Here is a 22,648-nt window from a genome sequence, read left to right on the forward strand (position 1 = left end):
ACCCTCTCCTTTTCTTGTTCTTCAATCGAACTCGTACCCGACACCCACGCCGATGTTGAATTTCTGCCCGCTGTAGCTGCCGTTGATCTTGTAGACCCACTTGCCGTCGTTCGAGCGCGACGAGTAGCCGATGGCCAATGCGCTGTAGCCCGAGTAGTTGCCCACGCCCACCGACATCAGGCTCTTGCCCGGCGTCATGGCCTGCGGCAGCGTGCTCATGGCGGTAGCCATCGCCACGCCCGAGTACGCGATGCGCTGCGTGCTGGCGATCTGGCCCTGCAGCTGGTACTGCATGGCGTTCAACTGGCCCACGTTGGCGGCATCGGTCGGAAGGATGCCGGGCGCGACATTGGAGATGCGCGTGCCGTTGGGCGCCTGACCGTTGCCCAGCGTCATCTGGTTGTAGTTGACCGAGCCGTCGGGGTTGACGTCGTAGCGCACGCCGCCCGCCTGCACGGTTTCCAGCTGCCGCAGGTTGACCGCGTCGGTGGGCTTGGTGCCGCCGGCCACGTTCGTGATCTGCCGCTCGTTGCCGACGCTGCCCACGGACACCGCCCCCGCGGTCGAGCTGACCGCCACGCCCGAGATGGCTTCGGTCTGGCCGTTCATGCCTGCGCGGTCGGCGACCGCGCCGGAGCCGAGCGCGACGCCGCCGCTTTGCTGCACGATCGCGCCGAAGCCGATGGCCGTGCCCTTGGAGACGGTCTGCGCCTGGCTCAGCACCGTGCCGCCGGCGTCGGCCCCGTCGCCCAGGGCCACGCCACCGCCGCCTGCGCGGGAGTTGGCACCGATGGCCTGCGAGCCCGTGGCCAATGCGCCGGTGCCGATGGCAATGGCGTTGACACCGGTCGCCTGGGCGCCGAAGCCCACCGCCACGGCGCCGTCGGCCGTCGCCCTCGCGCCGTTGCCGGCGGCGAAGGAACTGGCGCCGCTGGCCACCGACTGCGGCCCGATCGCCACGGCTTCCTGGCCGCTGGCCACCGAGTCCGCCGCCGTCGAGTTGGCATGGAAGTACTTGGTGCCCTTGTCGTTGATCGTGTTGACCGTCGTGCTCAGGCTGCTGATGCTGCTGGTCGCGGTGGCCAGGCCCGTCGAAGTCGAGGTCGACAGGCTCGCAAGGCCGCTGCCTGCCGTGACCACGCTGGTGGACAGGCTGTTGAGGTTGCTGTTGGTCGTGCTCAGGCCCGTCGACAGGCTCGAGATGCCGCTGGTGGCCGTGCTCAGGCCCGACGAGGTCGACGTCGACAGGCTGTTGACGTTGCTGTTCGTCGTGCTCAGGCCGGTCGAGAGGCTGCTGATGCTGCTGGTGGCAGTGCTGAGACCAGACGACGTGGAGGTCGAGAGGCTGTCGATGCTGCTGGTGGCGGTGCTCAGGCCGGACGACGTGGAAGTCGAGAGGCTGTTGATGCTGCTCGTCGCCGTGCTCAGCCCACTCGAGGTCGACGTCGACAGGCTGCTGATGCTGCTTGTGGCGGTACTCAGACCACTCGAGGTCGAGGTCGACAGACTGCTCACGGTGCTGTTGGTCGTGCTCAAGCCGGTGGACAAGCTCGAGATGCCGCTGGTCACCGTGCTCAGACCACTCGAGAACGAAGTGGACAGGCTGCCCACGGTGCTGTTGGTCGTGCTCAGGCCTGTAGACAGACTCGAGATGCCGCTGGTTGCAGTACTCAGGCCAGACGACGTGGAAGTCGACAGGCTATCGATGCTGCTGGTGGCAGTGCTCAGACCGGACGACGTGGAGGTCGACAGGCTGTCGATGCTGCTCGTGGCGGTGCTCAGACCAGAGGACGTCGAAGTCGACAAGCTGCTGATGCTGCTGGTAGCAGTGCTCAGACCGGAGGAGGTCGAAGTCGACAGGCTGCTGATGCTGCTGGTAGCAGTGCTCAGACCAGACGACGTCGAGGTCGACAGGCTGCTGATGCTGCTGGTAGCGGTGCTCAGACCAGAGGACGTCGAGGTCGACAGGCTGCTGATGCTGCTGGTAGCAGTGCTCAGACCAGAGGAGGTCGAAGTCGACAGGCTGCTGATACTGCTGGTAGCAGTGCTCAGACCGGACGACGTCGAAGTCGACAGACTGCCGATGCTGCTGGTAGCAGTGCTCAGACCAGAGGAAGTCGAAGTCGACAGGCTGCTGATGCTGCTGGTCGCAGTGCTCAAACCAGACGACGTCGATGTTGACAGGCTGCTGATGCTGCTGGTCGCCGTGCTCAGGCCGGAGGACGTCGAAGTCGACAGGCTGCTGATGCTGCTGGTAGCGGTGCTCAGACCAGACGACGTCGATGTCGACAGGCTGCCGATGCTGCTCGTCGCTGTGCTCAACCCGGACGACGTCGATGTCGACAAGCTGCCGATGCTGCTGGTCGCGGTGCTCAGGCCGGACGACGTCGAAGTGGACAGGCTGCTGATGCTGCTCGTGGCTGTGCTCAGACCAGACGACGTCGATGTCGACAGGCTGCCGATGCTGCTCGTCGCGGTACTCAGGCCGGACGAAGTCGAGGTCGACAAGCTGCTAATGCTGCTGGTCGCCGTGCTCAAGCCGGACGAAGTCGAAGTCGACAAGCTGCTGATGCTGCTGGTCGCCGTGCTCAGGCCGGACGACGTGGAGGTCGACAGGCTACTGATGCTGCTGGTAGCGGTGCTCAGACCAGAGGACGTCGAGGTCGACAGGCTGCTGATGCTGCTGGTCGCAGTGCTCAAACCACTGGAAGTCGAGGTCGACAAGCTACCGATGCTGCTGGTCGCAGTGCTCAGACCCGACGACGTCGAGGTCGACAGGCTGCCGATACTGCTGGTGGCAGTACTCAAGCCCGACGACGTCGAGGTCGATAGGCTGCTGATGCTGCTGGTCGCCGTGCTCAGACCGGAGGACGTCGAAGTCGACAAGCTGCCGATGCTGCTCGTGGCCGTGCTCAGACCGCTCGACGTGGAGGTCGAGAGGCTGCTGATGCTGCTCGTCGCAGTGCTCAGGCCGGACGAGGTCGAAGTCGACAGGCTGCCGATGCTGCTCGTGGCCGTGCTCAGACCGCTCGACGCGGAGGTCGAGAGGCTACTGATGCTGCTCGTCGCAGTGCTCAAGCCAGACGATGTCGAAGTCGACAAGCTGCTGATGCTGCTCGTCGCAGTGCTCAGGCCAGACGATGTCGAAGTCGACAAGCTGCCGATGCTGCTCGTGGCCGTGCTCAGACCGCTCGACGTGGAGGTCGAGAGGCTGCTGATGCTGCTCGTCGCAGTGCTCAGGCCGCTCGACGTGGAGGTCGAGAGGCTGCTGATGCTGCTCGTCGCAGTGCTCAGGCCGGACGAGGTCGAAGTCGACAGGCTGCCGATGCTGCTCGTGGCCGTGCTCAGACCGCTCGACGTGGAGGTCGAGAGGCTACTGATGCTGCTCGTCGCAGTGCTCAGGCCGGACGAGGTCGAAGTCGACAGGCTGCCAATGCTGCTGGTCGCGGTGCTCAGGCCGGACGACGTCGAAGTCGACAAGCTGCTGATGCTGCTGGTAGCGGTGCTCAGTCCAGAGGACGTCGAGGTTGACAGGCTGCTGATGCTGCTGGTAGCAGTGCTCAGACCGCTCGACGTGGAGGTCGACAGGCTGCCGATGCTGCTGGTAGCGGTGCTCAGACCAGACGACGTCGAAGTCGACAGGCTGCCGATGCTGCTGGTCGCAGTACTCAGACCAGACGACGTCGAGGTCGACAGGCTGCTGATGCTGCTGGTCGCAGTGCTCAGACCGCTCGAAGTCGAAGTCGACAGGCTGCCGATGCTGCTGGTAGCAGTGCTCAAGCCAGACGACGTCGAAGTCGACAGGCTGCTGATGCTGCTCGTCGCAGTGCTCAGACCGGAGGACGTCGAAGTCGACAAGCTGCCGATGCTGCTCGTCGCCGTGCTCAGACCGGACGACGTCGAAGTCGACAAACTGCTCACATTGCTGTTCGTCGTGCTCAACCCCGTCGACAGCGAATCCGAAACACCCTTCAGTTGCGAGACATTGACCGCGTCGGTGGGTTCGCTACCGGCGCTGACGCCCGTGATCTGACGATCGCCGATGTTCAGTTCGCCCGACGAACTTTGCTTGCTGGTCAGCCCGATGGCGTCGTAGTTGGTCTGCGCCGCCGCGGGCCTGTCGGCGACCGAGTTCGCCCCCAACGCCACGCTGTTGTCGCCGATCGCATTCGCGCCCTGCCCGATCGCCACGCTGTTCACGCCGACGGCCCGGCTGTCCGCGCCCGTGCTGTTGGCGTGGAAGTACTTGGTGCCCGTGTTGTAGATGGAGCTGACCGACGAGTTCAGCGTGCCCAGGTTGCTGTTCGTCGTGCTCAGGCCCGTGGACAGACTGCCGATGCCGCTGAACGAAGTACTCAGGCCGGTCGACAGGCTGCCTACGCTGCTGTTCGTCGAACTCAGGCCGGTGGACAGGCTCGAGATGCCGCTGGTCGCGGTGCTCAGCCCCGACGACGTGGAAGTAGACAGGCTGGCAATGCCACTGGACGTGGAGGTCGACAGGCTTCCGATGCTGCTCGTCGCCGTGCTCAGGCCGCTCGATGTCGAGGTGGACAGGCTCGAGATGCCGCTGGTCGCGGTGCTCAGACCCGACGACGTGGAGGTAGACAGGCTGGCGATGCCGCTGGACGTGGAAGTCGACAGGCTGCCAATGCTGCTCGTGGCCGTGCTCAGGCCACTCGAGGTCGAGGTGGACAGACTCGAGATGCCGCTGGATGTGGAAGTCGACAGACTGCCGATGCTGCTCGTTGCCGTGCTCAGGCCGCTCGATGTCGAGGTGGACAGGCTCGAGATGCCACTGGTCGCGGTGCTCAGACCCGACGACGTGGAGGTCGACAGGCTGCCGATGCTGCTCCTCGCAGTACTCAGGCCGCTCGATGTCGAGGTGGACAGGCTCGAGATACCGCTGGTTGCCGTGCTCAGACCCGACGACGTGGACGTCGACAGGCTGGCAATGCCACTGGACGTGGAGGTCGACAGGCTTCCGATGCTGCTCGCTGCCGTGCTCAGGCCGCTCGAGGTCGACGTCGACAGGCTCGAGATGCTGCTGGTCGCCGTGCTCAAGCCGCTGGACGTGGACGTCGAGAGGCTGGCAATACCGCTGGTGGCGGTGCTCAGACCCGACGATGTCGAAGTGGACAGACTGCCGATGCCGCTCGTTGCGGTGCTCAGACCGCTCGAGGTTGACGTCGACAGGCTGCCAAGGCTGCTGTTCGTCGTGCTCAAACCCGTGGACAAGCTGGAGAAACCGCTCGTCGCGGTGCTCAGGCCGGTGGACAGACTGGAAATGCTGCTGGTCGCGGTGCTCAGGCCGCTCGACGTGGAGGTCGACAGGCTGCTGATGCCGCTCGAGGTAGACGTCGACAAACTGCCAATGCTGCTCGTCGCCGTACTCAGACCACTCGATGTCGAAGTCGACAAGCTCGAAATGCGGCTGGTTGCCGTGCTCAAACCCGACGACGTCGAAGTCGAAAGGCTGCCAATGCTGCTCGTGGCAGTGCTCAGGCCGCTCGACGTCGAGGTCGACAGGCTCGTGATGCTGGTCGAGAGACTCGTGTTGCTGGTGCTCAGCTGCGCCACGGTCACCGCGTCCTGCTGTGCCGCGCCATCGGCCAGGTTGGTGATGCGTCGCGTCGGCGTGGCGCCGGACGCCCCCACCGAAACTTCCGACGCCGGAGCTGCCGTGCCCGTCATGAAACCGGTGCCGGTCGGCGAAGTCGCAGCGGTGGTCGAGCCCGAACCCAGCGCCACCGAGTTGTCGGTCCGCACCAGCGCTCCGGCGCCCAGGGCGACGGCGTTCACGCCCGTGCCTTGAGCTCCCTGCCCCATCGCGATGGCACCCGACTGGGTGGCATTGGCGTTGGTGCCCAAGGCGATCGCGCTGGTATTGCTGGCGTTGGCCTGGTCGCCCAGTGCGACGCTGCGCAAGCCCGATGCCTTGCTCTGGTTGCCCACCGCCACCGCGGCGAAATTCGACGCGACGTTGCCGACACCCAGTGCCAGCGAATTGCCGCCGCTGGCGTTGGCAGCATTGCCGAACGCGGAGCTCGAACCGCCAGTGGCTCTGGCGGTGACGCCAATCGCTGTGTCCTGTGTGCCCGATGCCAACGCGCCGTTGCCGAGTGCCGTCGCGTCGGTGTTGGCCGCATTGGCGTTGACACCAATCGCCGTACTGGTTCCAACGCTCGCCTTCGCCCCGTTGCCGATGGCGATGATGCCGCTGCCGCTGCCGGAGGCATTCGCCCCATCACCGATGGCGAGGCCGAAGATGCTGTTGACGGTCGCGCCGCGTCCGACCGCGATGCCCGAGGAGGCCGTTGCGGCCACCGACGACTGTCCGCCGATGGCGATCGAGTCGGTCGCAAAGGCCGAGGCTCCTGCAACGGAGTTGGCGCCGATCGCGGTAGATCCGTCTGCGAACGAATTCGCCAACCGACCGAGCGCTACGGAATTGGCGCCATTGGCGTTGGCCTTCGAACCGATGGCAGCGCTGAAGCCTCCGGTGGCGAAGGCATTGGCGCCAATCGCCAGGGCCTGCTCCGCATCCTTTCCGGTCTCCGCTGCATAGCCGAACGCGGCGGAGGTCTTGCCCCTGGCGGTCGCGATGGTTCCGAACGCCGTCGAACTGCCGCCCAGGGCATTCGCACCGTTGCCGAAGGCCGTCGAAGGGGCCTTGCCGCTTGGGTCGCCAATGGCAACTGCATTGGTGCCGAAAGCCATGTCATTGCCGAAGGCCGCATTGGCGTTGTTGCCGAACGCCGTCGCCCCGCCGCCGTTCGCCCGGGCGCCGGCACCGATCGCAACCGTGTTGGCACCACTGACGGACGAGTTGCCACCGATGGCGATGCCGTTGGCCGCATTGGCGGCAACGGACGCCTTCCCGCCGATTGCGATCGAGTTGGCGGTGGATGCATTCGCGGTGTCGCCCAAGGCCACCGCGCCCGCGGCCAGCGCACTGGACGCATTGCCCAACGCCAGCGAGCCCTGGCCGATGGCGTTGTTCGCGTTGCCGATCGCCACCGCGCCGTTCGCAGCGGCCGTGTTGGCCAGATTGCCCGCGGCCGTGTTGTTGTTGCCCACCGCTACGGCGCCGTCGCCATTGGCGGTGTTCGGGTCGCCGATGGCTACCGCGCCATTGCCGACAGCGTTCTGCCCTCGCCCGATGGCCACCGCGCCGCCCGCCGAGGTGCGGGAATTGGCCGTCGTGCCACCTGAGCCGATGGCCACGTTCTGGCCCGTTGCGCCGCTGACCACGCCATCGCCCTGGGCGATGCCAAAGGCGCCGTTGACCGTCGCGCCGCGACCGACGGCGATGCCGGAGGTTGCCCCCGCAACGACGATGGACTGTCCTCCGATGGCGATCGAATCGTTTGCGAAGGTCGAAGCCCCATTCGCGGAATTGGAGCCGATCGCGGTAGATCCGTCCGCGAACGAGTTCGCCGTCCGGCCAAGGGCAACGGAAAAGGCACCTACGGCTTGAGCCCCCGAACCGATGGCAGCGCTGCGATCTCCCACCGACTGCGCATTGGTTCCAAGCGCCAGGCCATTCTCTGCATTCACTCCGGTCTGCGCGTTGTTGCCGAAAGCGGCAGAGTTCTTGCCCCTGGCAGTCGCAATAGACCCGACCGCCGTGGAGCCAGTGCCCAAGGCATTGGCACCGCTGCCGAGAGCCGTGGAAGGTGCCGCGCCGCCTCCACCCGTGGCCGTCGTATTCGCGCCCAAAGCCACGTCACCGGAGGAGATGGCCTGGGCGTTGGGGCCAATGGCAATCGTGTTACTCGACAACGCATTCGCGCGGGTCCCGATGGCAACGGTGTCCTGGGCGATGGCCCTGGCACCGATACCGATTGCCGCACTGTTGACGCCGGAAGCACTGGTCGTGCTGTCGCCTACCTGAAAGCGATTGGCAAAGACCGTCGTGATGGAGCTCTTGAATCCTGAGTCGCCCAAGGTGACGTTCGCTTGGTCGGCGATATCGGCGTTGCCGACAAGAAAGTTGCGGATCGCCTGCTTGTTGTCACCACCGCCGCGCAGAACCAGATCCTCGTTTTTTGCGTTGGAGTCGCTGTTCGCGGTGAACATGAGCCCCGCTTGGGAGGCATTCCGGCAATCGATCGCGTTGGTCGCACTGATGCAACTCAGCGACTGCGCATTCGCCGCCGACCCGCCCCAGCCAAACGCAATCGAGGCCGACAGCAAGGTCAATCGCAGAACACCCCCGGTGCGCCCGCGCTTGCTCGCCTTGCCCTTGCTCTTTTCGAGCTCGCTCACCGCCACCCAGGCGCCCAGAGCTTCGTTCCAAATACTTTTGTGAGACTTGTTCATGGATAAACCGTGCTTCCACGAACAGCCGCCCAATGACTGTCAGGCGGTCATTGGGGCCAAGTGGATTGATCGAGAGAAATAGGGAGTCTCGACTGTCGGTTCTGAATCCGCTCCCGAAAATGATCGCGGTGACCACAAACGGTATGAATCAGGACACTGGGGTTCAATAGTTAGCAAAGGTATGAAAAAACGCACATTTGCGCCGCTGCTCCTTTTCGACCAGCGGCGATGCGGTTTGCGCTGCCAGGCGGCATGGCTGCCAAGGGCCTCCACACATCGCGAGTCCAACGACGAACGCCTGATGTAGGGGAGGAATGCGTGAAGCCGGTGGATCAAATCCGAGCCCGATGGCAGACGGGTTCCGCATAAAAATACCAATTCACTCGCTCAAAAGGCCATTTTTCGGGCGCGATTGGAATCTCCAAAACCAAAGTTAACGGACGTTAATAAAAACGAAAGACGGTTAATTGGCCACCATGAAAAATGACACAGTTTCGTCGATCGGTTTTTTTCTCTCAGGGAATTCCCGAACCTATGAAGCGCATCAGCGTTGACACTTCGATATCAATTCGGACATTTGGTAATTAATTGCAAACGTTGCTTCCCTCGGCGCCTTCCCACGGACTGCTCGCAGACCGCTGGAGCGAGCCGTCGACCCTGACCTTGACTGCAAAGCGCTTCACGCCTTCGAAGCTCGCGGTGCTGCTCGATGTCGCGCTGGAGGCGGGCCTCGATCCGGCCGCCGTTCTCGCGGGGACCGAGCTCGATGTCGCGGCAACAGGCAACCCGTTCACGCTCACCTCGCCCCTGCAATTCTTGACGGCCGCTCGCAATGCCGTGCGCGCGTACCCGGGCTCGGACCTCGGCCTGCGCGTGGGATCCCGGTTGCACGCGACGTCGTACGGCATGCTCGGCTACGCGCTGCTTTGCGCCGAGACGCTCAGCCACACCTTCGATCTGATCGTGAGATACCACCGTCTCGCGAACGGCATGACCTCGGTCCGCTGGACGCGCGAGGGCGACCTGGCGTCGTGGACTTTTGCGGGTCCGGATTCCGTCAGGCTGCCGAACCTGGACGACGCGCTCTACCGGTTCCTCATCGAGATGCAGGTTGCAGTCCACGCCTCTGTCGTGAAGGACGCGATGGGGCCGTGGTGCGCGCCGGTGCGGACGTCGCTCGCGTTTCCCGAGCCACCGGATGCCACGCTCTGGGAACGCACGCTGGGGTGTCCCGTTGCGTTCGATCAGCCACGGCACGCGTTGAGCTATCCGGCGATATGGCTGTCGAAAGCGCCGCAGATGGCGAGCCCGACGATGGCGGCCCAGATGTCGGTCGAGTGCGCGAAGCTGCTGGACGAGCTCCGCTGGCAGGCGGGGGTCACGCAACAGGTCTACCGGGAACTCACCTGCACGCCGGGCCGTTTTCCGGACATCGATGCCATCGCGGCGACCTTGAGGGTGACCACGCGAACCCTGCGCCGCAAGCTCGAAGCCGAAGGAACCTCGTACAGCGAGTTGCTGGCCAGCGTACGCAAGGCCCTGGCCATCGACTACCTCTCTACAACCTTGTTGAGCACGGAAGACATTGCAGGCCATCTCGGCTTCAGCGATCCGGTGAGTTTTCGCCACGCCTTCAGGCGGTGGACGGGGAACTCTCCGCGCGAGTTCCGACAGCGTCGCCAGCCCGATTGAGCTCGCCCGGCCCTGCATCTGCTCACGCACTACAACCAAGGCCGCCCATGGGTGATCCATTGAACACTTCACTTCCCCCGGGTCCGTCCCACGGACTGCTCGCAGAGCGCTGGAGCGAGCCGTCGACCCTGACATTGACCGCCAAGCGCTTCGCGCCCTCGAAGCTCGCGGTGCTGCTGGACACCGCCCTGGAAATCGGCCTCGATCCGGCCAGCGTTCTCGCGGAGACCGGGCTCGACGCTGAAGCGGTAAGAAACCCGTTCACGCTCACCTCGCCCCTGCAGTTCCTGACCGCGGCGCGCAACGCGGTGCGCGCTTATCCGGGCACGGACCTGGGCCTGCGCGTGGGGTCGAAGCTGCACGCGACGTCGTACGGCATGTTCGGCTATGCGCTGCTCTGTTCGGAAACGGGCCGTCATGTTGCCGATATGGGCATGCGGTATCACCGACTCGCGAACGGCATGATCCCGATCCGATGGGTTCACGAGGGCGACCTCGCATCGTGGATATTTCCTGAGCCGGGTTTGCTCAAGCTGCCAGAACTGGACGATGCGCTCTACCGGTTTCTCATCGAGTTGCAGTTTGCAGTCCATATCACGCTCCTCAAGGACGTGATGGGACCGTGGTTCACGCCGGTGCGGGCATCTTTTGCGTATGCGGAGCCTGCGCATGCCGCCCACACGGTCCATTTGCTGGAATGCCCCGTTGCGTACGATCAATCTCGGCACGCTTTGAGCTACCCGGCGGCCTGGCTGTCGAAGACGCCACGAATGGCGAACCCGGTGGCGGCTGCCCAGGTATCGGCCGAATGCGCGAAGCTGATGGACGAGCTCCGGTTTCAGGCGAACATCACGCAGCGTGTCTACCAGGAACTCACGCGTACGCCAGGCCGCTTTCCGGACATCGATGCGATCGCGGAAAACCTGGGGCTGACCTCGCGCACCCTGCGCCGCAAGCTCGAAGCGGACGGCACCACGTACAGCGAGCTGCTGGCGAGCGTTCGCAAGGCCCTGGCCATCGACTACCTCTCGACAACCTTGTTGAGCACGGAAGACATCGCCGGCAATCTCGGCTTCAGCGACCCGGTGAGTTTTCGCCACGCCTTCAGGCGATGGACGGGGCAATCGCCGCGCGAGTTTCGACTGAATCGTTCCGCGCTTTCCGGTGGCGCCGAAGCGCGGACGGATGACGCCAGGAGCGCCCTCGTCACGAGTTAGCGGAGATATGGGGGAGCGCTGATCGCGCCCTCTCTGTTCAGTGCGCGCCCGGCAGCGCGTTGTCGGCCAGCGTGGCACGGCGCCCGCGCAGCGCCAGCAGTTCGTTGAACACCAGCGCGCCGATGACGAGCGCTCCGCCGGTCAGCACGCTCGCAGCCGGCTCCTCGCCCGCGCCGAGCCAGGCCAGCGCGATGCCGAAGATCACCTCGAGCAGCGCCAGCAAAGCCACTTCGGGCGCCTTCAGCACTTGCGCGCACAGCACCGACAGCACGCAGGGAATGGCCAGCTGGAACACGCCCAGGAAGGCCAGCAGGCCGAGGTCGTGCGCGCTCGCCTGGAACGGCAAGGCAAAGGGCAAGGTGAACAAGGCGGTGAGCACGGCGCCGATCAGCACCGCGGGCACCAGGTCGATGTCATGCCCCTTGGCGTGCGCGTGCTGGACCACGGTCCAGTTGGTGGCGCCGGCCAGCGGCACGCACAGCGCAACCAGGGTGCCGAGCAGCGAACCGCCGCCCGCCCCGCCCTGCATCAGCTGCGTGCCGTACATCCAGCCGATGCCCAGCCCGGCCACCACGATGGCCACCCAGGTGCGCGCGGGCAGACGGTGACCGATGAAGAGGCGCGCAGCAAGCGCGGTGAGCAGCGGCCCGAGCGCCATCGTGACCAGCACGCTCGCCGTCGAGGCCATCGTGAGCGCCACCATGAAGGCCGTGAACATCACGGCCCAGCAGACGCCCGAGATCCAGAGTTCGCGCCCGCCGCTGCGCAACTGCGAGAACACGGCGCGCCCCCGCCAAAGCGGCAAGATCACCAGCAGCGCCAGCGTCGTGAAGAGGCTGCGCCAGAAGGTGATCTCGAAACTGTGCGCCTGTGCAAGGTGCCGTGTGACGACGCCCGCCGTGCCCCACATCAGGGTCACGACGACCATCAGCCACACAGCCCCGCCGTGCGTCAGGCGCATGGAGCCCTCAGAGGGTCAGGCGGCTTGGGTGTCGCGGCCGGCGCGCTTGCGCTCGTGTTCCTTGAGGTGGCGCTTGCGAAGGCGCACGCTCTTGGGCGTGATTTCGACCAGCTCGTCGTCCTCGATGAACTCCACGCCGTATTCGAGCGTGAGGTCGATCGGCGGCGTGACCTTGATCGCGTCTTCCTTGCCCGAGACGCGGAAGTTGGTGAGCTGCTTGGTGCGCGTGGCGTTCACCACCAGGTCGTTGTCGCGGCTGTGGATGCCGACGATCATGCCTTCGTACACCGGGTCGTTCGCCTTGACGAACATGCGGCCGCGATCGTCCAGCTTGCCCAGGGCGTAGGTGAAGATTTCACCGTCGTCCATCGAGATCAGCACGCCGTTCTTGCGGCTGCCGATTTCGCCCTTGTGCGGCTCGTAGCTGTCGAAGATGTTGCTGATGAGGCCCGAGCCGCGCGTCAGGTTCAGGAATTCGTTCGTGAAGCCGATCAGGCCACGCGCCGGAATGCGGTACTCCAGGCGCACGCGCCCGCGGCCGTCCGGTTCCATGTTGACCAGCTCGCCCTTGCGTTCGCCCAGGGCCTGCATCACGCCGCCCTGGTGCTGGTCTTCGATGTCGGCCGTCACCAGTTCGATCGGCTCGTGCTTCTCGCCGTTGACGGTGCGGAACACCACGCGCGGCTTCGAGACGGCCAGTTCATAGCCTTCGCGGCGCATGTTTTCCAAGAGGATGGTCAGGTGCAGTTCGCCGCGGCCCATGACTTCGAAGATGCCTTCTTCGTCGGTTTCCTTCACGCGCAGGGCCACGTTGTGTTGCAGCTCCTTTTGCAGGCGGTCCCAGATCTGGCGGCTGGTGATGTACTTGCCTTCGCGGCCAGCCAGCGGGCTGGTGTTGACGCAGAAGTTCATGGTCAGGGTCGGTTCGTCGACCTTGAGCATGGGCAGCGGTGCCGGGTTGGCCGGGTCGGTGATGGTGACGCCGATGCCGATGTCGGCCACGCCGTTGATCAGCACGATTTCGCCGGGGCCGGCTTCGGTGGCCTGCACGCGTTCCAGGCCCTGGAAAGTCAGCACCTGGTTGACGCGGCCCTTGACGGCCTTGCCGTCCGGACCTTCCATGACCACCACGTCCATCATCGGACGCAGCGTGCCCTGGCTGATGCGGCCCACGCCGATGCGGCCGACGAAGGTCGAGAAGTCGAGCGCGGAAATCTGCAGCTGCAGCGGCGCTTCAGGGTCGCCCTTCTGTGCCGGCACGTGCTTCAGGATGGTGTTGAAGAGAGCCGACATGTCGGGACCCCACTGCTCGCCGGCAGCGCCTTCTTCGAGCGACGACCAGCCGTTGATGCCCGAGGCATACACCACGGGGAAGTCGAGCTGTTCGTCGGTCGCGCCGAGCTTGTCGAACAGGTCGAAGGCGGCGTTGACCACCTTGTCGGGGTTCGCACCGGGCTTGTCGACCTTGTTCACGACCAGGATGGGCTTCAGGCCCAGGGCCAGCGCCTTCTTGGTCACGAAGCGCGTCTGCGGCATCGGGCCTTCCTGCGCATCGATCAGCAGCACCACGCCGTCGACCATCGACAGTGCGCGCTCCACTTCACCGCCGAAGTCCGCGTGGCCCGGGGTGTCGACGATGTTGATGTGCGTGCCTTCCCAGGTCACGGCGCAGTTCTTGGCCAGGATCGTGATGCCACGTTCCTTTTCGATGGCGTTGTTGTCCATCACCGTGTCGACGACCTTCTCGTGCTCGGCGAAGGTGCCCGACTGGCGCAGCAGCTGGTCGACCATGGTGGTCTTGCCATGGTCCACGTGGGCAATGATGGCGATATTGCGGATTTGCTTGGTACTCATGGTGTCGCTTCTGTCTGTTGTGCGTTCAAAAGAATTTGCTGAATTTCGATGGGGTTCAGCAAGCGCCCCGGGATCAGTTCGTTGGCGGCGATGTGCGCCGTGCCCAAGAAAGCGGGCGGCGTGTCGCCGAACACCGCCACGTGGTCGGAATCAGGCCAGGTTCCACGGCGACGCAGGCCGGACAGAAAGCGCCCCGCATCTTCGCTGCCGAGCGTGACGATCGTGTGGCCCTCGACCAGGGATTCGGCAGGCAACAACCGGGCCAGCCGCTCTTCCTCGTCCATGGCTTCTAGCGCCTCGAGCGTGATGCACTGCGCCACGCCGAAACCACCAGTGGCTGTGCGGCGCAGCGACGTGAGGTGCGCGCCGCAGCCCAGCGCCTCGCCGATGTCTTCGCCCAGCGTGCGGATGTAGGTGCCCTTGCTCACGGAGGCCACGATGCGGATCGTGTTCCCAGCCGATTCGGAGGCCGCCTGCGTGACCTTCAATGCGTGGATCACCACGTCGCGCGGTGCGCGTTCGATCTCGATGCCTTCGCGAGCGTATTCGTAGAGCGCCTTGCCATCCTTCTTGAGGGCGCTGTGCATCGGCGGAACCTGGCGGATCGGGCCGGTGAACTGCGCCTCGGCACGGGCCAGGTCTTCGGCGGTGACGTGCACCGGGCGCTCGGCAATCACCTCGCCTTCGGCATCGCCGGTCGAGGTCTTGATGCCAAGGCGCGCCGTGGCCTCGTAGGTCTTGTCTGCGTCCAGGTGCAATTGGCTGAACTTGGTGGCTGCGCCAAAGCACAGCGGCAGCACGCCGGTGGCCAGCGGATCGAGCGTGCCGGTATGGCCCGCTTTTTCGGCGCGCAGCAACCACTTGGCCTTCTGCAAGGCCTGGTTGCTGGAGAGTCCCAGCGGTTTATCGAGCAACAACACCCCATGCACAGGGCGCCGCTGCACCCTTGTGCGTGGCGCATTCATCGCTATTCGTCTTTCGAGCGGGAAGCGACGGCCTGCGCGATGAGCGCGTTCATGTCGGCCGCACGCTCGGTGGTGCGGTCGAACAGGAAGTGCAGCGTCGGCACGGTGTGGATGTGGAGGCGCTTGAACAGGCCGTTGCGCAGGAACCCTGCGGCCTGGTTGAGCGCTGCGGTCGTTTCGTCAACGTCGCCCGTGAGCATGCTGAAGTAGATCTTCGCGTGCGCATAGTCGGGCGTGACTTCGACCGCCTGGATCGTGACCATGCCCACGCGCGGGTCCTTCAACTCGCGCGCGATCAGCTCCGTCAGATCGCGCTGGATCTGATCGGCAACCTTGAACGCACGGTTGGGGGCGGCGGCTTTTCTTTTGGGCACAGTGGAAATCGCTTGTCAGAGATGCAGTGGCAACCACCAGCGATCGCTGCGCGGCAAATAAAGGGTGGAAGGGTCGTGCGACATGACGACGCGTTCGGCCTTTCCGGTGATGCGGTTCTCGTCGATGAAGCCGATGAAGCGCGAGTCGTTGCTGTTGTCGCGGTTGTCGCCCATCACCATGACGAAGCCCTTGGGCACGGTCACCGGCGCGAAGCTCGTGGAGCGATTGAAGGCTGGCAGCCGCGCGACCTCGATGTCGCCGCTGTCGCGATGCTCGCGCCAGATCTCTTCGTGCAGCACGCCCATCTCAGTGGGCACGGGCCGGGACTCTTCGACCAGGGCACGCTTCACCGGCGTGCCATTGACGCTGAGAACGTTGTCCCACATCGACACCGTGTCGCCACCGACCGCGACCACCCGCTTGATCAGGTTCACCCCGTCCGCCGGCGAATCGAAGGTGATGACATCGCCACGCGCGGGCTCGCTCCAGCGCACCATCTGGTGCAGCGTGAACGGAACCCGAAGGCTGTAGGCCAGCTTGTTGACCACCACGCGATCCCCGGCCCACAGCGTGGGATTCATCGAAGACGACGGCACGTAGTTCCAGTCGGCCGCAGCCGAACGGAACACGAGCATGAGGCCGATGAAGAGCACGAGGCCCTTCTGCTGGCGCCATAGTTGGGTGAGTCGCGACATGATCGATGCCTCTCGTGCGCCTTACAGCGTACGAGCGATCTCCTTGATCTCGAAGAACTCGAGCTGATCGCCTTCTTTGATGTCGTTGTAGTTCTTGAGCTTGATACCGCACTCGAAGCCTTCGCGGACTTCGCGGACATCGTCCTTCATGCGCTTGATCGAGTCGACTTCGCCGGTGTAGATCACCACGTTGTCGCGCAGCAGGCGGAAATGCGCACTGCGGTTGACCGAGCCCGAGGTGATGTACGAACCTGCGACCGTACCGATCTTGGAGGCAACGAAGACCGTGCGGATCTCGGCCGAGCCGATGATTTCTTCGCGGCGCTCCGGTGCCAGCATGCCCGACATCGCAACCTTGATCTCGTCCACGGCGTCGTAAATGATGCTGTAGTAGTTCAGTTGCACGCCGTTGTTCTCGGCCAGCTTGCGCGCACCGGCATCGGCACGCACGTTGAAGCCGATCACGATGGCCTTCGAGGCGATGGCGAGGTTGATGTCGCTTTCGCTGATGCCGCCGACGCCGGCGTACACCATCTGGACCTTGACTTCCTCGGTCGCCAGCTTGAGCAGCGACTGGGCCAGCGCTTCCTGCGAGCCCTGCACGTCGGCCTTGATGATGATCCGCAGCGTCTGCACTTCGCCCGCCGACAGGTCGGTGAACATGTTCTGCAGGTTCGCGGCCTGGGCCTTCGCCAGCTTCGTGTTGCGGAACTTGCCGGCACGGTAGGTGGCGATTTCGCGCGCACGGCGCTCGTCGGCCATCACCATGAACTCGTCGCCGGCCTGCGGCACTTCGGTCAGGCCCTGGATCTCGACCGGGATCGACGGACCCGCGGTCTTGATGGTCTTGCCGTTCTCGTCCAGCATGGCGCGCACGCGGCCATAGGTCGAACCCGCCAGCACCACGTCGCCCGCCTTCAGCGTGCCCGACTGGATCAGCACGGTCGCAACCGGGCCACGGCCCTTGTCGAGCTGCGCTTCGATGACCAGGCCCTTGGCGGCGGCATCCACCGGCGCCTTGAGTTCCAGCACTTCGGCCTGCAGCAACACCTGTTCGAGCAGGTCGTCGATGCCCTCGCCCGTCTTGGCCGACACCCGCACGAACGGCACGTCGCCGCCGTACTCTTCGGGCACGACCTCTTCGGCCACCAGTTCCTGCTTCACGCGGTCCAGGTTGGCGTCGGGCTTGTCCACCTTGTTGATCGCAACCACGATCGGCACACCCGCCGCCTTCGCGTGCTTGATGGCTTCCTTGGTCTGGGGCATGACGCCGTCGTCGGCCGCCACCACCAGGATCACGATGTCGGTGGCCTGCGCACCGCGGGCACGCATGGCGGTGAACGCCTCGTGACCCGGGGTGTCGAGGAACGACACCATGCCGCGTTCGGTTTCGACGTGGTACGCACCAATGTGCTGCGTGATGCCGCCGGCTTCGCCCGCTGCAACCTTGGCGCGGCGGATGTAGTCGAGCAGCGAGGTCTTGCCGTGGTCGACGTGACCCATGACGGTCACGACCGGTGCGCGCGGCAGGGCTTCCGCCGTTTGCGCCGACACGTCCTCGTCGGTGAAGGCTTCCGGATCGTCCAGCGCGGCAACCACCGCGTTGTGACCCATTTCCTCCACCAGGATCATGGCGGTGTCCTGGTCGAGCGACTGGTTGATGGTCGCCATCTGGCCCAGCTTCATCAATTGCTTGATGACTTCGCCGGCCTTCACGGCCATCTTGTGCGCGAGCTCGGCCACCGTGATGGTTTCGGGCACGTGCACTTCCAGAATGCGCGCCTCGACCGGTGCGGCCGGTGCGTGCTCCTCGTGACCACCGCGGTCGTTGCCGCGACGGCCGCGCGGGCCTCCGCGCCAGTTGCCGCGGCCGACACCCCCGCTGGCATCGCCGCGGGTCTTGATTTCCTTCTTCTTGGCAGGATCGCCCGCCCAGCTCGACGAGAGCTTGGCCGACTTGACTTCCTTGCCAGCACCGGCTGCTGCGCCAGGGGCTGCTGCAGCACCCGGTGCGGCCGGCGCGCCGGGACGCGCTGCGGGCGTGGCCGGCTTGTGCAGCGTGCCCTTGACCGCGGCCTTTTCGGGCTGCGGCTTCTCGGGCGCCTTGTGCGGCACCAGCACGCGGGCCGGTGCATTCATCATGGCGCGAATGGCTTCGGCCTCGGCGAGGGCCTTGCGGCGACGCTCGTCCAGGTCCTTGGCGCGGGCGGCTTCCTCGTCGGCACGGGCCTTCGATTCGGCGGCGGCCTTGGCCTTCGCGTCTTCCTTGGCTTGCGTGGCGGCGGTCTGGGCGGCCAGCTTGGTATCGGCGGCTTGCTGTTCGGCGGCGGCCGCAGCGGCTGCAGCAGGCGCTGCAACCGGCTTGGCTGCTTCCTTGGCAGGCGCGGCAGCGGCGGCTTCGGCAGCCGCCTTCTTTTCGGCGGCGATGCGTGCGGCTTCCTGCTCCTGCTCGGCGCGCTCGGCCTTTTCGGCCTGCTCGCGTTCGCGGGCTTCGGCTTCTTCGCGCAGGCGCCGCTTCTCGACCAGTTCTTCTTCCTGGCGGCGGATCAGCTCGGCCTGGCGGCGTGCCTCTTCCTCGCGGCGGGCCAGTTCGGCCTCGTCGACGCGGGGTTCGGCCGGCGCGGCGGCGGGCGCCTCGGCGGCTTGCTGCGCCGGCTCGGCCGGGTGGCCTTCATCGCGCTGGATGAAGGTGCGCTTCTTGCGCACTTCGACCTGGATGGTGCGGGCGCGGCCGGTGGCGTCGGCCTGCTTGATCTCGCTGGTCGACTTCTTGGTCAGCGTGATCTTCTTGCGCTCGGGCTCGGTGGTGCCATGGCTGGCTTTGAGAAAGCCGAGCAGGCGCTGCTTGTCAGCCTCGGTGAGCGCATCGGTGAGTGCCGCTTTGGGCACGCCTGCGCTCTTGAGCTGGTCAAGCAAGGTTTCGGGAGTCTTCTTGAGCTCGTTCGCGAACTCGGCGACAGTGGTACTGGACATATTGGTTTCGTGCCTCCATGACCATCACTCTTGGCCGGCGAACCAATGTTCGCGGGCTTTCAAGATGAGGGCTTTGGCGTCATCGGCGCTTTGGCCGGTGATCTCGGTGAGTTCATCGACCGCGAGGTCGGCGAGGTCGTCACGGGTGTTCACACCCGCTTCGGCCAACTTGGGAATCAGCTCGGGGTCCAGGCCTTCGAGGTCGCGCAGATCCTGCGATACCGGCGACTGGGTCTCGACGCCCTCTTCCTTGGCGATTTCCATGGTCAGCAGCGCATCCTTGGCACGCGAGCGCAGCTCATTGATGGTGTCTTCGTCGAACGCTTCGATCTCGAGCATTTCGGAAATCGGCACATACGCGACTTCTTCCAGGCTGTTGAAACCTTCGGAGATCAGGATGTCGGCGATTTCTTCATCGACATCGAGCTTTTCCATGAAGAGCTTGCGGCTGGCATCCGTTTCGGTCGCCTGCTTCTGGGCCGACTCGTTGGCGTCCATGATGTTGATCTTCCAACCGGTGAGGTCGGAAGCCAAGCGCACGTTCTGGCCGCCGCGACCGATGGCGATGGCGAGGTTTTCCTCGTCGACCACCACGTCCATGGCGTGCTTTTCTTCGTCCACCACGATCGACGACACGTTCGCCGGTGCCAGGGCACCGATCACGAATTGGGCCGGGTCTTCGCTCCACAGCACGATGTCGACGCGTTCGCCGGCGAGCTCGTTCGTGACGGCGTTGACGCGGGTGCCGCGCACGCCGACGCAGGTGCCGATCGGATCGACGCGCTTGTCGTGCGAGAGCACGGCGATCTTGGCGCGCGAACCCGGGTCACGGGCGCAGCTCTTGATTTCGAGCAGGCCCTGTTCGATCTCGGGCACTTCCTGGCGGAACAACTCGATCATGAACTCGGGGGCCGAGCGCGACAGGATGATCGGCGCGCCGCGCAGCGTCAGGTCGACTTCCATGATCATGGCCCGCACGCGGTCGCCGTTGCGCAGGTTTTCCTTGGCGATCATCTCGCTGCGGCGCAGGCGCCCTTCGACGCGGCCGGCCTCCACGATGATGTCGCCCTTGTCCAGGCGCTTGACGGTGCCCACGAAGATCTTGTCGCCGCGCGACATGAAGTCGTTGAGCAGCATCTCGCGCTCAGCGTCGCGGATCTTCTGCAGGATGACCTGCTTGGCGGCCATGGCGCCGATGCGGCCGATCGGCACCGAGTCCACCGATTCTTCGATGTACTCGCCGACCTCGATGTCCGACATTTCTTCCTTGGCTTCGAACAGGAGAATTTCCTGGTCGGGCAGCTGCAGGCCGGCTTCATCGGGAACGACGTGCCAGCGGCGGAAGGTTTCGTAGTCGCCGCTGTCGCGATCGACTGCGACGCGGATGTCCACGTCGCCCTGATGGAGCTTCTTGGTGGCTTGCGCCAGTGCGGACTCGACCGCGCCGAAAACCACGTCGCGCTCGACGTTCTTCTCGCGCGAGATCGCATCCACCAACATCAACATTTCGCGATTCATGCCACCACTCCTCTTGTCAGTCAGGAACATTCGTTCCGTCGTCAATGTCCGAAAAACCCGGTTGGGTTTTGGCCTTGCGGCCCTTGAAATCCACAATCGGCGCGAGCCGCGCATCGCGCAGCTCGTCCAATACGAAGCCCAGCGCATGCAGCGGTGCAGGCGCGCGCTTCTTGCTCACTTTTTGACCCGGCTTGGGCTCGGGCGCATCGCTCCAGACGATTTGCCAGCCCGGGGCTGCGTCAGCCCCTTCTGCCTTTTCAGCACGCTCCAGCGTGCCGCGAAATTTCTTGCGGGTGGCGGACACCTGCCCCGCCGCCGCCGCGCCCATCGGCGCCTTGAGCGTGAGGTCAATCACATGACCCACGAAACGCCCGAAATCCTGTTCGTTGCGCAACGGCCTGTCGATACCGGGCGAGGACACCTCGAGCCGCTTGTATTCGACACCATCGACCTCGAGCGCGAACTGCAGTTGCCGCGTCACCTTCTCGCAGTCTTCGACCGTCACGAAGGGCTCCGGCACGCCTGCAGCCACAGCTTCAGAGGTGGGGGCCGTCCAGGGCAAATCAATCGTCACGCGCAGCAATCCCCCGGCCGAGCGCTCGATCTCGACCAGGTCGTAGCCAAGACCGGCTACGGTTTGTTCCACTATTTGCTGCAATGCCACGTGTTCGAAAGTGCCTTTTAAATACTCAATTCGCCGAATTCGCGATATCCGCCACTGCGAATGCGGCGAATGCCCGAATCTCAGCGAACGTAACGAATGATCAAGAATGCATAGACCAAAAAAAACGGGCGGTTGGTACCCGCCCGTTTGGTCGTGAGCCTCGAATTATATGCTATTCGTGTGATAAATGAAGGGCCATTGCAGCTCAGACAGTCACTGGACGACGAGATTTCGACCAGACCACCGCAAACAGCACCGCACCGAGCGCCAAGGCAGCCGCCGCAACCAGCAACGGCTGCTCGAAAGAACCGGTGCGCTGGGCCAGGGGCGCCGCGAACAGCGGTCCGATGATCTGCCCCACCCCGTAGGACGCCGTGGCATAGCCGATCAGCCCCGCCGCCGCATTGCCACGCAGCCGGCGCGCCTCCCGCATGGCGAAAAGCGTGATCGCGGTGAACGGCATCCCCAGCAGCAGGCTGCCCAACGCGAACCCGCCGATCGTGGGCCACGCCACGGAAAGCACCACGCCCAGCGCCTGCAGCGCATAGGCTGCGGCCAGCAGCAGCCGATTGTCCCAATGGGTGGGCGCGCGGGCACCGATCAGCGCGCCTGGAATGATCGCCGCACCGAACAGCGGCCAGAAGAAGTCGGGCCAGGACGATTCCGGCAGCGCCTGGCGCGCAATCACCGGGAGAAAGGTGGCCGTGATGATGTAGCCGAAGCCTGCCAGCCCATAGAGCGCGACCAGCCAGATCGCATCGCTGCGATCCGCGCCGGACGCCGTCACGCTGCTTGCGATCACAGGGGCTTTCGTGCTGCCGCCTTGCGCGGCTTCGCCGTCATCGAACACCCGCCAGATGACCGCGATGAGCACCACGGCCAGCAGGCCCAGGCCGATCCAGCCCACCTCGGAACCCCAACGCCCCAGCGCCCCGCCGAGCAGGCCGGTCATCGCAATGCCGATGCCCGGCCCGGTATAGATCACGCCGGCCAGCATCGGCGAATTCGTTTCGGCCAGCCGCCGCAGGCCCCAGCCCGAGGCGAACACGAAGACCCAGGCGCTCATGACGCCGGCGGCCCCGCGCAGGACGCCCCAGCCCGTGAAGCTGTGGAGCAGGCCCATGCCGATCAGCAATGCCGCCGTCGCGGCCAGTCCGCCCCGGACCATGCTCGACGCCTTGATCCCGATGGCCGCGCAACTCACCGCCCCCAGGAAATAGCCCAGGTAATTGAGCGACGCCAGCACGCCGCCCCCGGCCAGTTCGAGTTTTCCCTCCCCCAGCATGATGGGCAGCATCGGCGTGAAGGCGAATCGCCCGAGGCCCATCGCCACCGCCAGCGTGACCATGCAGGCCAGCGCCGCACGCCAGGCGCCGCGGCGGTCCTGTCTGTTTACCGACATTTCTTCTTCA

General features: G+C 64.9%; 13 protein-coding genes and 1 pseudogene. 3 read left to right on the forward strand and 11 right to left on the reverse strand.

Going from position 1 to position 22,648, the window contains the following annotated elements; all coding sequences use genetic code 11:
* Positions 1 to 21 precede the first annotated feature (21 nt).
* Positions 22 to 1,140 (reverse strand): YadA-like family protein, encoded by a 1,119-nt coding sequence (locus NU688_RS34050; protein WP_374684637.1) that lies wholly within the window; start codon positions 1,138 to 1,140, stop codon positions 22 to 24.
* Here NU688_RS34050 and NU688_RS34055 point away from each other — a divergent pair.
* Entirely contained in the window at positions 1,037 to 4,033 is a 2,997-nt protein-coding gene (locus NU688_RS34055) for a hypothetical protein (RefSeq protein ID WP_374684640.1), read from the forward strand. The genes NU688_RS34050 and NU688_RS34055 overlap by 104 nt on opposite strands.
* Here the strand turns inward: NU688_RS34055 and NU688_RS34060 are convergent.
* Positions 3,967 to 8,322 (reverse strand): annotated as a pseudogene (locus NU688_RS34060) (ESPR-type extended signal peptide-containing protein); the annotation flags it as partial. The gene NU688_RS34055 and the pseudogene NU688_RS34060 overlap by 67 nt on opposite strands.
* A 624-nt stretch (positions 8,323 to 8,946) precedes the next feature.
* On the opposite strand from NU688_RS34060, the gene NU688_RS08165 reads away from it, so the two are divergent.
* Positions 8,947 to 10,014 carry an AraC family transcriptional regulator gene (locus NU688_RS08165; protein WP_374684638.1) on the forward strand — a complete coding sequence of 356 codons (1,068 nt, stop codon included), beginning with the start codon at positions 8,947 to 8,949 and terminating at the stop codon, positions 10,012 to 10,014.
* A gap of 59 nt (positions 10,015 to 10,073) precedes the next feature.
* On the forward strand, positions 10,074 to 11,231 hold the full coding sequence (locus NU688_RS08170) for an AraC family transcriptional regulator (protein ID WP_374684624.1): 1,158 nt from the start codon (positions 10,074 to 10,076) through the stop codon (positions 11,229 to 11,231).
* A 37-nt stretch (positions 11,232 to 11,268) separates the two neighbouring features.
* On the opposite strand, the gene NU688_RS08175 is transcribed toward NU688_RS08170, so the two are convergent.
* From NU688_RS08175 to NU688_RS08215, 9 genes are all read right to left on the reverse strand, one after another.
* Entirely contained in the window at positions 11,269 to 12,192 is a 924-nt protein-coding gene (locus NU688_RS08175) for a DMT family transporter (protein WP_257860036.1), read from the reverse strand.
* A 15-nt stretch (positions 12,193 to 12,207) separates the two neighbouring features.
* Complete coding sequence (gene typA, locus NU688_RS08180; RefSeq protein ID WP_257860037.1) at positions 12,208 to 14,046, reverse strand: translational GTPase TypA; 1,839 nt, start codon at positions 14,044 to 14,046, stop codon at positions 12,208 to 12,210.
* The gene (gene truB, locus NU688_RS08185; RefSeq protein ID WP_257860038.1) at positions 14,043 to 15,011 is read right to left on the reverse strand and encodes a tRNA pseudouridine(55) synthase TruB; all 969 of its coding nucleotides are present in this window, start codon (positions 15,009 to 15,011) and stop codon (positions 14,043 to 14,045) included. Before truB ends, typA begins: the two co-directional genes overlap by 4 nt.
* A gap of 2 nt (positions 15,012 to 15,013) precedes the next feature.
* Positions 15,014 to 15,385, reverse strand: coding sequence for a 30S ribosome-binding factor RbfA (gene rbfA, locus NU688_RS08190; RefSeq protein ID WP_042576812.1), 372 nt, complete (start codon positions 15,383 to 15,385; stop codon positions 15,014 to 15,016).
* Between the two features lie 15 nt (positions 15,386 to 15,400).
* Positions 15,401 to 16,081 carry a signal peptidase I gene (gene lepB, locus NU688_RS08195; RefSeq protein ID WP_257860039.1) on the reverse strand — a complete coding sequence of 227 codons (681 nt, stop codon included), beginning with the start codon at positions 16,079 to 16,081 and terminating at the stop codon, positions 15,401 to 15,403.
* Positions 16,082 to 16,102: 21 nt separating this feature from the next.
* The gene (infB, locus tag NU688_RS08200; protein ID WP_257860040.1) at positions 16,103 to 19,054 is read right to left on the reverse strand and encodes a translation initiation factor IF-2; all 2,952 of its coding nucleotides are present in this window, start codon (positions 19,052 to 19,054) and stop codon (positions 16,103 to 16,105) included.
* A 24-nt stretch (positions 19,055 to 19,078) separates the two neighbouring features.
* A complete protein-coding gene (nusA, locus tag NU688_RS08205) occupies positions 19,079 to 20,572 on the reverse strand; it encodes a transcription termination factor NusA (protein ID WP_257860041.1) in 1,494 nt (497 codons plus the stop codon).
* Positions 20,573 to 20,588: 16 nt separating this feature from the next.
* Entirely contained in the window at positions 20,589 to 21,236 is a 648-nt protein-coding gene (gene rimP, locus NU688_RS08210; RefSeq protein WP_257860042.1) for a ribosome maturation factor RimP, read from the reverse strand.
* Positions 21,237 to 21,441: 205 nt separating this feature from the next.
* Entirely contained in the window at positions 21,442 to 22,638 is a 1,197-nt protein-coding gene (locus tag NU688_RS08215) for a YbfB/YjiJ family MFS transporter (protein WP_257860043.1), read from the reverse strand.
* Positions 22,639 to 22,648: the final 10 nt, after the last annotated feature.

This window comes from Variovorax sp. ZS18.2.2 (assembly GCF_024701975.1).
In the GTDB taxonomy this organism is placed as follows: Bacteria; Pseudomonadota; Gammaproteobacteria; order Burkholderiales; family Burkholderiaceae_C; genus Variovorax.